Origin of the sequence: Pseudarthrobacter sp. NIBRBAC000502771, from assembly GCF_006517215.1 — a bacterium.
Lineage (GTDB): Bacteria > Actinomycetota > Actinomycetes > Actinomycetales > Micrococcaceae > Arthrobacter > Arthrobacter niigatensis.
Genome location: NZ_CP041187.1, coordinates 980,376 through 993,400 on the forward strand (window position 1 = coordinate 980,376; position 13,025 = coordinate 993,400).

The following is a 13,025-nucleotide window of genomic DNA, read 5'->3' on the forward strand; positions in this document are numbered from 1 at the left end:
GTCAACCCTGATCCCGGCTGTCAATGGCCATTTGTTTCTGCCCACGGGCGGCCAGTTAATCGGCCCGCTGGTGGCCAGTAAAACTGCCCGGTGATGGCCAACAGATCTGCCCACTGAGGGTTGTCGGTGGGGTTGGCCATCGTGGGTCTGTTATTTCAGTTGGGTGACTCCTTTTCCCGCGAGGGCTTGGGTGAGTCGGATGGAATCGCCGCTGGTTTGGCAGACGTGGGCGTGATGTAGGAGCCGATCAACTGTGGCTGTGGCCAGGGTTTTGGGCATGAGTTCGTCGAAGCCGGCTGGGTGCAGGTTCGAGGAGATCGCGACGGAGCGTTTTTCGTAGGCGGCGTCCACGACTCTGTAGAGTCCTTCGGCGGCGTCGGTCGCCACGGGCAGCAGGCCGATGTCATCGATCACGACGAGTTCGGCGCGGAGGATTCTGGCGACGGCCTTGGTGACGCTGTCGTCGGTGCGATGCGCGCGGATGAGCGCGCCGAGGTCCTCGAGTCTGAACCAGGCAACGCGCATCCCGGCTTCGACGGCTTGCTGGCCGAGGGCTTCGAGGAAGAACGTTTTCCCGGTGCCGGAGGGCCCACAGACGACCAGGTTCTCCCTGCGGGTGATCCATTCCAGGGTGCGCAGGGCCTGCTGGGTCGGCGCCGGAATCGAGGAGACGGCCGGGTCCCAGACGTCGAAGGTCTTTCCGGTCGGGAAGCCGGCCGCTTTGCGCCGGGTGGCGAGCATCGACCGCGCCCGTCCTGCGGCTTCCTCGGTGAACAGGGCCTTGATGATCTCGGTCGGTTCCCAGCGCTGGGCTCGTGCGGTAGCGATCAGCTCCGGGGCCAGTGCCCGGGCGTGGGGCATCTTCAGTTGCCGCATTAGCGCTTCCAGCTCGGCTGGCAGGGCCGGGGCGGTGGTGTTCGTGGTTGTGACTGGGGTCATCGGCTCTGCTCCTTCGCTGGGGTGCTGGACGGACCGGCGCCGAGGCCTGCCCAGGCGCTGGTGCCTTGGGTGAGGGACCTGGTTTCGTCCGCAATGTGGGTGGTGGTGCGGCGGATGTTCGCGTTCAGGATGGACGGCAGGTCGCCGTGGGCGAAGCGGCCATGGAGCGCAGCATCACCCAGGGCACGGTCCACGGACTCGGTCCCGGCGATTTTGGCCAGGGTCACGGCCTCGGCCATTTTCACGTTGATCCGGCCTGTTCCTGCCGCGGCGGCTTCCACGAGCCAGGTCTTGGCGCCTGCGCCGATGGCAAGGAACTCGGCTTCTCCGGCGGTGCGTGCTTTCACGGCGTAGTCGCCCGGGATCCTGGTCCTGGTTTCGGGGAAGTGCTCATCGATGATCGCGGGGCTGCCGGGCCTTGCCCGGCCATGGCGGGCGACTTCGACCGGGCCGGTCGGGCCGTGGTGGACGATGATGACCTGTTCATCAGGCCCGGTGCCGTGGGAGCGGACGAACACCCTCGCGCCGAGCAGATGAGACGGCACGGAGTATTGGGCGTTCTCGAAGGAGACCATCGGGGTGTTCTCCGGGACTATACGGGCCAGCCCGAACGCGACCGTATGCGCGGTCTCCGGGACCCGGTGCAGCCGGGGCGCTTCCTCCGCCAAAACTACTGCGGGTTTGCGGCGGGTCGCCCGATGTTCCCGGTTGTTGACCTCGTCCATGAAGACCTGGCAGGCGGCCTCGAGCTCGGCGAAGGAGGCGTAGCTGGGCCTCAGGTTAGTGTCTGTGGGCACGAGGTCGGCTTTGGCCAGTTTCACCGACGCTTCGACTCCGCCTTTGGTGGCGGGGTCTGCGGGTTGGCAGGTCAGCACGGTGACCCCGTAGTGGCGGGCGAAGTCCAGGGTCTGCTGGTTCCGCACCGGGACCCCTGCGACGTGGGCGGTGGTGACGGTCTTCTCGTTATCGGTCAGAACATACGTCGGTGCTCCGCCCAGGATCCGGAAGCACCGGTCGAGGGCTGCGAACACGCTCGGCGCGGTGCGGTCCCTGAGCGGTATCACGATCCGGAAGCGGGAGAACGCCAGCCACGCAACGAACAGGATGGTGTTCACGCCGCCGATTCGTGGCCCGTCGCCGAAGTCGTACTGCAGCCACATCCCGGGCTCGGTGATCCACGGCCGGTGGACGCGGGTGTGTCCGAGCCGCCAGGCGGCTTTGACCTGAGCGATCGCGCGGCGGGTGGACCGCTCCGACCCTTCATAGCCCAGGGCGAGGAGCTTCTCGTGGGCCTTGTCGGCGCGAATCCGGCCCTTGGACGCCTCGATCCATTCCTCGATCTTGGGCAGGTAGGCGTCCGTGACCCTGGGCCGGGGCGCTGGTTCTGCGATTGGCCGGCCGGCGTCACGGGCTGCGACGTGTCTGGCAACAGTGTGGTGCGAGCAGCCTGTGAGCTCCGCGGTGGCGCGCAACGATCCGGTCAGATCGTAGGCAGCAAGAATTTCCATGATTTCTCCGTCATGCTTCATACAGGGCCTCTTCCTGGGACGACATTTGGTGCGACTAGACACCGTCATCAAATCCCGGGGAGAGGCCCCTGCCGCTTAAGACGCGGCAGGTTCAGTAAGGAAGTGGGCAGATCTCATGGCCACCGCTGGGCAGTTCTACTGGCCGTCAGTGGGCAATTACGTGGCCGCCTATGGGCAGTTTTTCATGGCCGCTTACACCCGGCCCTGCTGATCCTGGGCGCCGGGATCGAACCGACCCTGGCCCTGGTCCTGAGCCAGGTGCTGCTCAGCTTCGGCATCCCGTTCGCCCTGATACCGCTGATCCGGCTCACCGGAAAACGCGAGGTGATGGGTATCCACACCGACTCGACACCGCTGAAAATCGCAGGCTGGACCAGCGCGACGCTGATTGTGGGACTGAACTGTGTCCTGATCATTCTGACCATCACCGGCCAGGCCTAATCCTTTCCCTTCCGCACTGGAAGGGTGGCGGTCAGGCTGTGGCAGGGCAAACCCAGAGTGCGTCCGTGGCCTGGGTCGTGAGAACGATGTTCTTCCCGCCGGTGACATGAAAGGTCAGCCCTGCGGTGAAGGGTTTGGGCTGATCCGCGGTCAGTATCGTGCCAGGGAACAAACCCAGGCCGGTGAAGTACCGCAGCAGCTCGGGGTCGGCATCACTGACCCGGAGAATCATGACCGGCTCACCGGGGCCGGCCGCGGTGAGCCGGTCGGCAGCAGGGTAGTCGATGCGGCCTTCTGCGGTGGGAATCGGATCACCATGCGGGTCCACCGCGGGGTGCCCCAGGACCTGGTCAATCCGGGTGATCAGCTCATCGGACACGGCGTGCTCCAGGGACTCGGCTTCATCGTGGACCTCATCCCAGGCATAACCCAGGGTCTTGACCAGGAAGGTTTCCAAGATGCGGTGCCGCCGCACCATGACCAGCGCGCAGGCCCGCCCGGTCGGGGTGAGGCTGACGTTACTGTACTTGGCGTGCGAGAGAAGGCCCTGCCGCACGAGCTTTGCGACGCCCTCTGAGACCGTGGACATGCTCAGGCCCAGGCGATCCGCCAGCATCCCGATGGTCACCGGCGCATCGGACCATTCACCCGCGGTGTAGACGAGTTTCAAATAGTCCTGGGCAGCAACGCTCAGGTCCGAGGCGGCGGCCTTAACCATTGCCGCCCCGCCCATCGTGTCGGCAACCAGTGAGCCGCCACATTGGAGGAATGGTGATCACGGTCGGGTCCACGGGCGTAGACCCAGCTTCACGCGGTGCACCGCAAGTGACAGTTCGCGGGCCGGCCGCCGCCCCTGCAGCCAGCCCTGCCCCGAACCGGGCAGCCTCCCTCAGGCTGGTGCCGCGGACGCCGGCCGGGCTTTGCCGGTCAAAGTCCCATGGCATCCAGAAGAGCATCTTCCTCGTCATCGGAGCGGGGGCGGCGTGGTTTGCCTTGTTGGATCCGGTGTGCTCCGGTGTCGGACGGTTCCGCATCGTCACGTTCCTCCCTGCCGATGCGGGCCTGTTGCCGGGCCATGTAGCCGAACGCGACAAAGGCCAGCACCCCGAAAGTTATCCACTGCATTGCATAGGAGAGGTTTGATCCTTCCTGCACCTTGGGTGGAGCGAGTTGCTGAGGAGTGATTTGGGGCTGGGGGGTTTCGGTGGCCATGAGCCCATAGCTGCCGGTCTTGACGGGGTATCCCAGCTGGGCCGCGTAGGTGGTCAGGTCGATGCTGGCGAGTTGACCCTCCGGAGCATCGCGGTCGAGTTCGGCCTCCGAGGGTTTGATCCGTACCACTGCGCCGACAGTTCCGGTCGGCGGTGCAGGAACCGTATCCGGGTAGCCGGGCCTGTTGTTTCCGATCGGAACCCACCCGCGGTTGATGATGATCGTTTCACCGGAGACCAGGCGGAACGGCACGAGAACCTCGTACCCGGCGGCCGAGTAGTTCGGCCGGTTCCGCACGATCCGCTGGTCCTCGGGGATGTAGTGACCCCTGATGGATACGGTCGTCCATTTCGCGTCCGGGTCCGCGGTGGTGAAGTAGCGGCTGGCTTCTTCGTACGGCACGGGAGGTTTGTCATAGTTCTGCTGGACGCGGCGGATCTCTGTGACCGCCTGGTTGCGCCGGTCCATCTGCCAGTTGCCAAGCCCTACGCAGGCAGCGGCAAACAGCAAGGCCATCCCCAGGATTCCCAGCCACCGCCAGGACAGCAGGAATCCGTAGGCCATTGGGGTCCGGTCCTTCTCGCGCAGCATCTCAGCCCTGCATGCCGCCGGAACAGACGGCCCCCGGTTCGGGTGTCTGCGGGCCTTGCCGGTATTTCTTGATGAACGGTGCCAAGCGCTCATCGCTGCCGCTGTCCACGGCAAGCTGTTTCCCCCACGCTGTGGCGACCACCGGGGAGGATTGTCCGGCGACCGGGCTGAGCAGGAGGTAGTCCTGTTGACCCGCCAGGTCCGTTAGTGCCGCGAGCTGGTCCGGGGCCAGATCCGGGCGGTAGGTAAGCCAGACCGCCCCGTGTTCCAAGGAATGCACTGCCCGGGTCTGCTCAACGGGCGTGGTGTAGATCCCGCAGTTCGTCCAGACCGGCGCATGGTCTCCGCCGGTGGCAGGAGTCCGGGGATAACTGACAGGATCACTGGTGTGGTTCCTGGACTCACCGGGGTAGTCCTGCTCCCCGTCGATGGGACGGGACGCCGCGGCGTTGAGCTGGTCGCGCTGCCGCACCTCGCCGACCACGACGAAGGTCACCGCCGCAAGGATCGCCAGCACCACGGCCGTGCCGGTGCCGTAAAGCAGCCAAGCCCGACGTCTCCGGGCGGCCCGCTGCTTGGCCTGTACCGCGGCCAGGAGAGCTTTTCGCTCCTCGTAGGCATTAGGTTTTCCGGGCATCGGCGGTCCCTCTTTCTGTGGCGGGGTCAAAGTCGGCTACGGAGCTCTTCGAGGGCCGTGATTTCAGCTGTCTGAGCCTCGACGATTCGGGCAGCGAAGTCACGGACCTTCGGCGTTTCCGCCAAGCGGGCAGCAGCCGAGGCCATGGCCACACCTCCTTGATGATGGCGGATCATCAGGTCCGTAAACAACCGGTCCGCATCAACACCTGAGGATTCGCGCAGCGCCTGCATCTGTTCTGGGGTGGCCATCCCTTCCATGTCACCTTCGGTGACCGGCCCTTGGCTGCCGTGCGGGGCACCGGTTCCTGGATGTGCACCCCCGGCCGTCATCCATGACATGGGCGGTGCCGAGCCGGCCTGGGTCAGGCCCCAGTCCTGGAGCCAGGCGAACATCTGCCCGTTCTGGTGCTGCTGGGCGGTGGCAATGTCGTAGGCGACCGCCATGAGCTCCGGGTTATCGGACTTGTCCCGGATCAGCAGGGCCATCTCCACCGCCTGGGTGTGATGGGTTTGCATGTCCCGGGCAAAACCGGCGTCGGCGCCGGTGTCAGGGACGAGGGCGGGGGCCGCGGAAAGCCGGCCGAGGGCGAAGAACCCCAGGGCAGTGAGGGCAACGACTGTGACGAAAACAATCCACAGCCGCTTCCGGTGCCGGTGCAGTGGCAACGCTTCTCTCCCCTGTTCGCCAGGCTCCATCAGGGTCACGACCGGAGCCAGCCCTGGGGATCCACGGTCGCGCCGTTGCGGACGACTTCGAAGTGCAGATGGCAGCCGGTGGAGTTTCCGGTCGTTCCGGCCCCGCCAAGCCGCTGGCCCTTGGCCACCGTGGATCCGGCCGGGACATCTATCGAGGACAGATGGTTGTACGTGGTTTTCATTCCATTGCCATGATCCACCACGATACGGTTCCCGCCACCGTTCGGGGACCACCCGGATTCCACGACAGTCCCCGTGCCGGCGCTGAACACAGCGGTCTGGCAGGAAGCCACCAGATCCAACCCCGTGTGCAATTCACCGGACCCGCCCGTGATCGGGCTCGTCCGGAAACCGAACGGGGAGGATATGGACATGCCGGCCAGCGGCGCACCCAGGGCTGGATCCGCAGATGCGGCCGGCGGAGGTGAAGCCGCACCAGCGGGCGGAACCACCGCGGGGCTTCCGGCAGTGGATCCTGACGCGGCGGGTGCTGGCACTGCCGGTCGATCGGCCGGCCGGGTGCCGACATCACTTCGGGGATAGGTGATAACTGCCTGTGCCTGCGCCGCTACCGCCGGAGCGGCCTCCACGGCGCCCTGCTGGGCGGAGGCGGTGACGGCTCCGGCGGCGATAAGTCCCGCATGGGCGGCGGGAACGCCGGCCGCCAGCATCACGACAGCGGCAAAAGCCGAGGCCCCGGGCAGCCAGGCAGGGCGCGGGGACGGTGCTGCCGGCCGGGCGGCCCGGCGCGAAGAACTGGTTGTGCCAGTGCGGGGTCGGGAGTGGTCACGGGGCAGGGCACGGCGTCGGCCATGGCTGGAGCGGGGCACAGCGGAGTCCTTTCGGCGCCTGCGAAGTTAGCTGTCGGGTTCGGGCCAAGGAAAAGCCCGGACGCAGTTGGGGCACCGGCCCTCATGGCCGCTGTCCGCTGTTGCGTCTTCACCCCAAGGCAGCACGCTGCCGTTAGTGGGTCCTCCGCCCCCGCCGGGTGGGTTCGTAGTCTGGCACCGCCGGCGGGGCTGAGCATGCGGAGCCAAGGCTTATTACAGAAAAGCCTGAATCAACGTTACGGGGTCCGGCGCAGATATCACAAACCGATAACAACGAAAAGGTTGGTTGACTTCTACGCTTTGTAAAACTTTTCCACTGGTATCTCCACCCGTCCGGGCCGGCGGGGGCAAGCCCGGATCAGCGGCGGGGGTCCTCCCTGCCCGCCAGCTGCTGCAGGTAGCTGTTGTAGGCGTCCAGCTCGGGGGTTCCTTCTGTCAGCTCTGCCCGCGCAATGCTGGCATTGGACCTGGTTTCTTCCCGTTGCCAGCGGACCAGAATGAACATCAGCAGGAGCACTCCGGGCAACTCGCCGTAGGACCAGGCCAGCCCACCTGCTATGCCTTGGTCAGTCATCGGGTTGACGTTCCAGCCCGGCGGCGGGGTGGCGAAGAATTTCACCATGGGTGCGGTGGCCATCATGATGACCACCCCGAAGAAGGCATGGAGCGGCATTTCGGCGAAGATATCGATCATCCGTCCGAAGTGGGTTTGGCGGCTCGGCAGCGGGTCAGCGGAAATCAACGGCACGGTGAAGAGGATCCCGGAGATCAGGAACATCAGTTCCAGGCCGATATGGCCGTACCAGTTGGGCAGCAGCAGGTCCGCCAGGCCGGAGAAGTACACACCGTAAAAGCTGAGCAGGAACAACGGGACCATAAAGCCCGGGTGAATCGCCACGCGTCCCCAGCGGGAACGCAAACCCCAGAGCGCTGTTCTGAGGACGCGGCGGCCCAGCCTGCTGTGCGGTGTCGCCCGCAGCAGCAGTGTTCCTGGTGAGCCAACCACCAGCAGCGGTGGAACGGCCATCATCAGTGTCAGTTGCTGGAACATGAAGATGGAGAACATCCGCAGCCCGTACCCTTCGATGCCGGCTCCCATGACCACGATGACGGCCAGGCAGCCGGCCATGAAGGAACAGGTCCGCACCACGGACCAGCGCCGGCCCTGCCGCCATAACCGGATCGCCCCTGCCAGATAAAGCACCGCGGCCAGAAGCGTCAGGGCAGGGATCAGCGGGACAGGCTGCAGGTTGGGGGCCAGGTATTCGGGAAGGGACGGCGGCAGCGATGGAAGCCAGACCGGACCGGTAATCTCAGGCTCAGACATCGCAGCACCGGCTCTCCCGCTGCTCGGTTGTGCCTGTCCTGGTCAGGGCTCCTGGCCGCCTTCGATCACGCGCAACCGGTCCTGCCCTGTATGCCCGACGTGCGTCAGGCCGAGATCGAGGAGCATGCGAACGTGCGCATCGGCCAGTGAGTAGTAGGCCATTCTGCCTGAACGGCGCACCTGCACCACCCGCGGGCCGCGCAGCAGGCGCAGGGCGTGGGAGACACCGGACTCGCAGCCCCGTGGTTGCTGCCAGGTCGCAGACGCACATTTCCCCTTCGAGGAGGGCGATGAGGATCCGGACCCGTCCAGGGTCCGAGAGCAGTCCGAAGATCACCGCCAGGTCGGCCACATCCGCATCCCCCGGCATCCGGGATCTGACCGCTTCGACTTTGTCTGCGTTGACGAGCCGGACGGAACACTCCGGGCCGGAGGAGGAGGCTCGGGGTGGAATCTGCGTCATCCATCTAGGCTACCTTTGCGTTGCTGAAGCCCGGCGGTTGTCATGGTTTTGCGGCATGTGGACCAGGGGGCTGGCCGAGCGTGTGTTCCCGTCCCGGCCACGGCGATTAACGTGTGAACGACTCTACAGATAATCTGGTGTCGCGCGGCTGTGCTTCGTTACGCGCTCCCTCCCCGCCCGTTCGGACCGGGACCAGGACCCCAGGTTAGGAATTATTGTGGCGCTCAAAGCCTCCGCATCACAGGAGAGGCCGGCTGTCTCACCCGGGCCGGTCTGGCTGGCAGCCACCCTCGTAATCGCCCTGGCGGTGGTTCTCGCCGCGACCGCTTACGGCAGGGGAACTCTTCCGGCCGAGACCCGGGACCCGGGAGCGCTGGTTCAGTGGGGATACGGAGTGGCGCAGAGTGTGCATAATGTCGCGGCGGCGGCAACGATTGGCGGACTCGTCTTTGCCGCTTTTATCATTCCGCCCACCCTCAAAGGTGGCGGACGCGCTTCGCGAACCCGCGATGCTCTGCAGGACCCGGCCGATGAGCACCCGGCCTTTACCCGGATCATGACCCTGGTTTCGGCCGCCAGTATCACCTGGACCTTTTCCGCCCTGGCAGTCCTGGTCCTGGGGTTCGCCGACATCGCGGGCGTGCCGGTTTCCGGCAGCCCAGAATTTTCCGCCGGCCTTGTGGCCTACATGACCGAACTGCCCAGCGGAAGCGCGTGGCTGTCGGTCGTGATCATCGCCGCGGTGGTCTCGACCGTGGTCTTCGGCGCCCGCTCCCCCGGTCCCTTGGCGGCCGCGGCACTGCTGGCCATTGGAGGGCTGGTGCCCGTCATCCTCATCGGCCACGCCTCCAGCGGCACCGACCACGAACAGGCCACCAATTCCCTGGGACTCCACCTGGTCGGGGTGTGCCTCTGGTTCGGCGGACTGATCGCCCTTACCGCCGCAGGCACAACCCTGGGCAAGGACACCGCCGCTGTCCTGCGCCGGTTTTCGTCCCTGGCCCTGTTCGCCTTCATCCTGGTCTCAGCCTCCGGTGTCATCAACGCCTCGATCCGGATTCCCCTCCCCGAAGGGCTCGCCTCCGCGTACGGCGTCCTGGTCCTGGCCAAGACCGCGGCGGTCATCGTCCTGGGAATCATCGGATATCTGCACCGCACGCGTCTGATTCCCGCCCTGGACCGGAATGACGGGCCGGGAACAGGCCGGCTGCTGTGGCGTTTCATTCTCGCCGAACTGCTGATCATGGGCGCGGTCAGTGGCCTCGCCGCAGCACTCAGCCGCACCCCTCCCCCGGTGGGGAAGAAATCCGCGCCGCTCTCACCCCGGCGGAGGTCCTGACCGGTTACCTTCTGCCCCCTGAGCTGACCCCGGCGCGCTGGTTCACCGTCTGGCGGCCGGACTGGCTGTGGATTGCCGTGGCCGCCACCGCCGCCGCCCTGTACCTCCTGGGCGCACACCGACTGCGGCAGCGCGGAGACAAGTGGCCGTGGATCCGGACAGCACTCTGGCTCACCGGGCTCGCGGCGCTGGTCTTCTTCACATCCGGCGGCCCTTCCGTCTACGGCAGGGTCCTCTTCAGCGCCCACATGGTCGACCACATGGCCCTGACCATGATCGTCCCCGTCTTCCTCGTCCTCGGCGCCCCGGTCACCCTGGCCCTGCGCGCCCTGGCCCCCCGGCGGGACGGCTCCCGCGGACCCAGGGAATGGATCATGACCCTGGTCCATTCCCGGCTTGCAGCCATCCTGACCCACCCCTTGTTCGTCGCGGCCAATTTCGCCGGCTCCATCGTCCTGTTCTACTACTCGGACGCCTTCGGGTTCGCACTGCGTGAACACGCCGGCCACGAGCTCATGACCGCCCACTTCCTGATGACCGGCTACCTGTTCATCCTCTCGATGATCGGCACCGACCCGCTGCCACGCCGCGCCCCCTACCCGCTGCGGCTCCTGCTGCTGCTGGCAACCATGGCCTTCCATGCCTTCTTCGGCGTGACGCTGATGGGCTCGCCCACCCTTCTGCAACCGGACTGGTTCACCGGCCTGGGCCGGGACTGGGGACTGTCACCCCTTGCCGATCAACAGATGGGCGGAGCGATCACCTGGGGCATCGGCGAAGTCCCCACCCTGCTCATCGCCATCGGCGTCGCCATCATGTGGTCCCGCTCCGACACCAGGGAAATGCGGCGCACCGACCGCGCGGCAGACCGGAACAACGACGCGGACCTGGACGCCTACAACGACATGCTCGCCCGGATGCGGGAGCGGGACCAACGAATCGACCCGCAGCGGGACCACCGCTGAACCGCGGGCTATACAGGATGTCCTGAATCCATGGAAAACTGTACTGTAGAGGGCATGCGCATCCTTTCAAGCACTGAGGTGCTGGCCCGGTTCGGCAAGGCCCTGGCGGACCCGACCCGCGCCGCGGTCCTGCTCCGACTGCGGAACGGCCCGGCCTTTCCCTCTGATCTGGCCGAGGACATCGGAGTCAGCCGTCAGATCCTGTCAAACCATCTGGCATGTCTGCGTGACTGCGGACTGGTCCTGGCGGAGCCCGTGGGGCGACGGGTCAGGTACGAACTGTCGGATCCACGCCTGGCGCACGCGCTGGCGGATCTGCTCGGCACCATCCTCGCTGTCGACCCCATGTGCCAGTGTGATGACCCTGACTGTGCCCAAGAGAACTCCGGATACTCAAGGTCCGGCCGGTTGAACCTGGAGAACCATTCATGAGCGGACACGACCACTCCCACGGCGCCGGTGACGGGGCGGGCCAGCGCGGAAAACTGATCATCGTGTTCTCCATCACCTTCGCGGTAATGGTCGCCGAGATCATCGGTTCCCTGCTGACCGGGAGTCTGGCGCTGCTGGCCGACGCCGGGCACATGTTCACAGACTCAGCCGGTCTGCTGATTGCCCTGATCGCCGCCTCGCTGGCCCTCAAGCCCGCGACGCTGAAGCGGACCTGGGGCTATAAACGGGCCGAGATTGTCGCGGCCGCGGGGCAGGCGGCCCTGCTCCTGGGCGTGGGCGGGTTCGTCATCATCGAGGGCATCCGCCGGCTCTTCGAACCCCCTGAGGTTGGCGGGTCCACGATGCTGTGGTTCGGCATCATTGGCCTGGCCGGGAACGCCGTCGGCCTGATCGTGCTCGCCTCGGGCCGGAAGAACAACTTCAACATGCGCGCCGCGTTCCTGGAAGTCCTCAATGACGCCCTGGGATCGGTCGCGGTCATTGCCGCCGCGATCATCATCGCCGTCACCGGCTGGGTGCAGGCCGACGCCGTCGTGTCCTTGCTGATCGGCGCGCTGATCATTCCCCGGACCCTGAAGCTGCTGAGCGAAACCCTCAATGTCCTGATGGAGAACGCCCCGGCCGGCCTGGACCTCGCTGAGGTCCGCGAGCACATCCTTGCCCTGCCGCACGTCATCGACGTCCATGACCTGCACGCCTCCCTCGTCGCCTCCGGCACCCCGGTCCTGTCCGCGCACGTCACGGTCGAGGACGGCTGCATGCGCGACGGGCACGCCGCGACCATCCTGGCGGACCTGCAGCGCTGCGTTGCCGAGCACTTCGAGGTCAGCGTCGAACACTCCACTTTTCAGATAGAACCCGCCGCCCACCGCGATCAGGAAAGCATCCCCCACTAAATGACACAGGCACGACCCTCCACCGCCACGACCACAGACCCGGCGCGGAAGATCCGCATCGTCCTCTGGATCCTCCTCGCCGCCATCGTCGGCGCCGGCCTCATCTGGTACGCGATCTTCACCGCGAACAAGCCAGAGCCCGTCGCCGCGCAGCCGGTCTCGGACGCGCAGCTGGTCCGGGACGACAGCCACCGCCTCACCACCCCGGCCACGGAAAAAGCCCAGCTCGTGGAGTTCCTGGACTTTGAGTGTGAGTCCTGCCGGGCGGCCGCGCCGCTGGTGGAGGAATTGAAGAAGGAATACGGGGACCAGATCACCTTCGTGAACCGGTACTTCCCCCTGCCATCGCACAAGAACTCCGGCCAGGCCGCCCTGGCCGTTGAGGCTGCCGCCCAGCAGGGCAAGTACGAACAGATGGCGGCCAAGATGTTCGAAACCCAGCCGCAGTGGGGCGAGAAGCAGGACTTCCAGAACGCACTGTTCCGGACCTTCGCCGAAGAGCTCGGCCTGGACATGGCCCAGTACGACGCCGCGATGGCCGCCGAGGAGACCAAGGAGCGGATCCGCAAAGACATCGCCGACGGCAAGGCCCTCGGCGTGACCGGGACCCCGACGTTCTTCCTCAACGGCGAAAAACTGGTCCTGAACAGCGAAGGCGAATTCCGCCAAAAACTCGAGGACGCCGTCAAGTAACCGGCATCGGCA

At 66.0% G+C, this 13,025-nt stretch carries 13 protein-coding genes, 2 pseudogenes and 1 riboswitch; of the genes and pseudogenes, 6 read left to right on the forward strand and 9 right to left on the reverse strand.

The annotated features are described in order from the left end of the window. Positions 1–150 precede the first annotated feature (150 nt). Positions 151–939, reverse strand: coding sequence for an IS21-like element helper ATPase IstB (istB, locus tag NIBR502771_RS04690; RefSeq protein WP_141157922.1), 789 nt, complete (start codon positions 937–939; stop codon positions 151–153). After that, the gene (gene istA / locus NIBR502771_RS04695; protein WP_246839715.1) at positions 936–2,468 is read right to left on the reverse strand and encodes an IS21 family transposase; all 1,533 of its coding nucleotides are present in this window, start codon (positions 2,466–2,468) and stop codon (positions 936–938) included. Before istA ends, istB begins: the two co-directional genes overlap by 4 nt. Positions 2,469–2,660: 192 nt before the next feature. On the opposite strand from istA, the pseudogene NIBR502771_RS04700 reads away from it, so the two are divergent. Then, positions 2,661–2,909 (forward strand): annotated as a pseudogene (locus tag NIBR502771_RS04700) (divalent metal cation transporter); the annotation flags it as partial. Between the two features lie 31 nt (positions 2,910–2,940). Here the strand turns inward: NIBR502771_RS04700 and NIBR502771_RS04705 are convergent. The 7 genes and pseudogenes from NIBR502771_RS04705 to NIBR502771_RS04735 form a co-directional block, all read right to left on the reverse strand. Beyond that, the gene (locus NIBR502771_RS04705; protein WP_141158710.1) at positions 2,941–3,627 is read right to left on the reverse strand and encodes a metal-dependent transcriptional regulator; all 687 of its coding nucleotides are present in this window, start codon (positions 3,625–3,627) and stop codon (positions 2,941–2,943) included. A gap of 209 nt (positions 3,628–3,836) precedes the next feature. Further along, complete coding sequence (locus NIBR502771_RS04710) at positions 3,837–4,685, reverse strand: SURF1 family protein (protein ID WP_141158711.1); 849 nt, start codon at positions 4,683–4,685, stop codon at positions 3,837–3,839. A 28-nt stretch (positions 4,686–4,713) separates the two neighbouring features. Then, positions 4,714–5,349 carry a DUF3105 domain-containing protein gene (locus NIBR502771_RS04715; RefSeq protein WP_141158712.1) on the reverse strand — a complete coding sequence of 212 codons (636 nt, stop codon included), beginning with the start codon at positions 5,347–5,349 and terminating at the stop codon, positions 4,714–4,716. 26 nt (positions 5,350–5,375) lie between these two features. Beyond that, positions 5,376–6,047, reverse strand: a complete 672-nt coding sequence (locus NIBR502771_RS04720) for a DUF305 domain-containing protein (RefSeq protein ID WP_141161412.1) — start codon at positions 6,045–6,047, stop codon at positions 5,376–5,378. A gap of 5 nt (positions 6,048–6,052) precedes the next feature. Further along, on the reverse strand, positions 6,053–6,877 hold the full coding sequence (locus NIBR502771_RS04725) for a peptidoglycan DD-metalloendopeptidase family protein (protein WP_246839813.1): 825 nt from the start codon (positions 6,875–6,877) through the stop codon (positions 6,053–6,055). A gap of 4 nt (positions 6,878–6,881) precedes the next feature. Then, a riboswitch (cyclic di-AMP (ydaO/yuaA leader) is annotated at positions 6,882–7,054 on the reverse strand. A gap of 181 nt (positions 7,055–7,235) precedes the next feature. Further along, entirely contained in the window at positions 7,236–8,204 is a 969-nt protein-coding gene (locus NIBR502771_RS04730; protein WP_141158713.1) for a cytochrome c oxidase assembly protein, read from the reverse strand. A gap of 42 nt (positions 8,205–8,246) precedes the next feature. Beyond that, positions 8,247–8,667: pseudogene (locus tag NIBR502771_RS04735) on the reverse strand (ArsR/SmtB family transcription factor). Between the two features lie 217 nt (positions 8,668–8,884). Here NIBR502771_RS04735 and NIBR502771_RS21200 point away from each other — a divergent pair. The 5 genes from NIBR502771_RS21200 (at position 8,885) to NIBR502771_RS04755 (ending at position 13,013) form a co-directional block, all read left to right on the forward strand. Further along, positions 8,885–10,006, forward strand: coding sequence for a copper resistance D family protein (locus NIBR502771_RS21200; RefSeq protein WP_371706621.1), 1,122 nt, complete (start codon positions 8,885–8,887; stop codon positions 10,004–10,006). 77 nt (positions 10,007–10,083) lie between these two features. Further along, entirely contained in the window at positions 10,084–10,971 is an 888-nt protein-coding gene (locus NIBR502771_RS21205; RefSeq protein ID WP_371706622.1) for a cytochrome c oxidase assembly protein, read from the forward strand. A 54-nt stretch (positions 10,972–11,025) separates the two neighbouring features. After that, complete coding sequence (locus NIBR502771_RS04745; RefSeq protein ID WP_141161414.1) at positions 11,026–11,403, forward strand: helix-turn-helix transcriptional regulator; 378 nt, start codon at positions 11,026–11,028, stop codon at positions 11,401–11,403. Beyond that, complete coding sequence (locus NIBR502771_RS04750; RefSeq protein ID WP_141158714.1) at positions 11,400–12,320, forward strand: cation diffusion facilitator family transporter; 921 nt, start codon at positions 11,400–11,402, stop codon at positions 12,318–12,320. Before NIBR502771_RS04745 ends, NIBR502771_RS04750 begins: the two co-directional genes overlap by 4 nt. Continuing rightward, on the forward strand, positions 12,321–13,013 hold the full coding sequence (locus NIBR502771_RS04755; RefSeq protein WP_141158715.1) for a thioredoxin domain-containing protein: 693 nt from the start codon (positions 12,321–12,323) through the stop codon (positions 13,011–13,013). Positions 13,014–13,025: the final 12 nt, after the last annotated feature.

What these genes read in the sequence shown, in the direction of transcription:
- istB (WP_141157922.1), bottom strand. Translation starts at nt 939, where the DNA reads ATGACCCCAGTCACAACCACGAACACCACCGCCCCGGCCCTGCCAGCC.
- istA (WP_246839715.1), bottom strand. Translation starts at nt 2,468, where the DNA reads ATGAAGCATGACGGAGAAATCATGGAAATTCTTGCTGCCTACGATCTG.
- NIBR502771_RS04705 (WP_141158710.1), bottom strand. Translation starts at nt 3,627, where the DNA reads ATGGTTAAGGCCGCCGCCTCGGACCTGAGCGTTGCTGCCCAGGACTAT.
- NIBR502771_RS04710 (WP_141158711.1), bottom strand. Translation starts at nt 4,685, where the DNA reads ATGGCCTACGGATTCCTGCTGTCCTGGCGGTGGCTGGGAATCCTGGGG.
- NIBR502771_RS04715 (WP_141158712.1), bottom strand. Translation starts at nt 5,349, where the DNA reads ATGCCCGGAAAACCTAATGCCTACGAGGAGCGAAAAGCTCTCCTGGCC.
- NIBR502771_RS04720 (WP_141161412.1), bottom strand. Translation starts at nt 6,047, where the DNA reads ATGGAGCCTGGCGAACAGGGGAGAGAAGCGTTGCCACTGCACCGGCAC.
- NIBR502771_RS04730 (WP_141158713.1), bottom strand. Translation starts at nt 8,204, where the DNA reads ATGTCTGAGCCTGAGATTACCGGTCCGGTCTGGCTTCCATCGCTGCCG.
- NIBR502771_RS04745 (WP_141161414.1), top strand. Translation starts at nt 11,026, where the DNA reads ATGCGCATCCTTTCAAGCACTGAGGTGCTGGCCCGGTTCGGCAAGGCC.
- NIBR502771_RS04750 (WP_141158714.1), top strand. Translation starts at nt 11,400, where the DNA reads ATGAGCGGACACGACCACTCCCACGGCGCCGGTGACGGGGCGGGCCAG.
- NIBR502771_RS04755 (WP_141158715.1), top strand. Translation starts at nt 12,321, where the DNA reads ATGACACAGGCACGACCCTCCACCGCCACGACCACAGACCCGGCGCGG.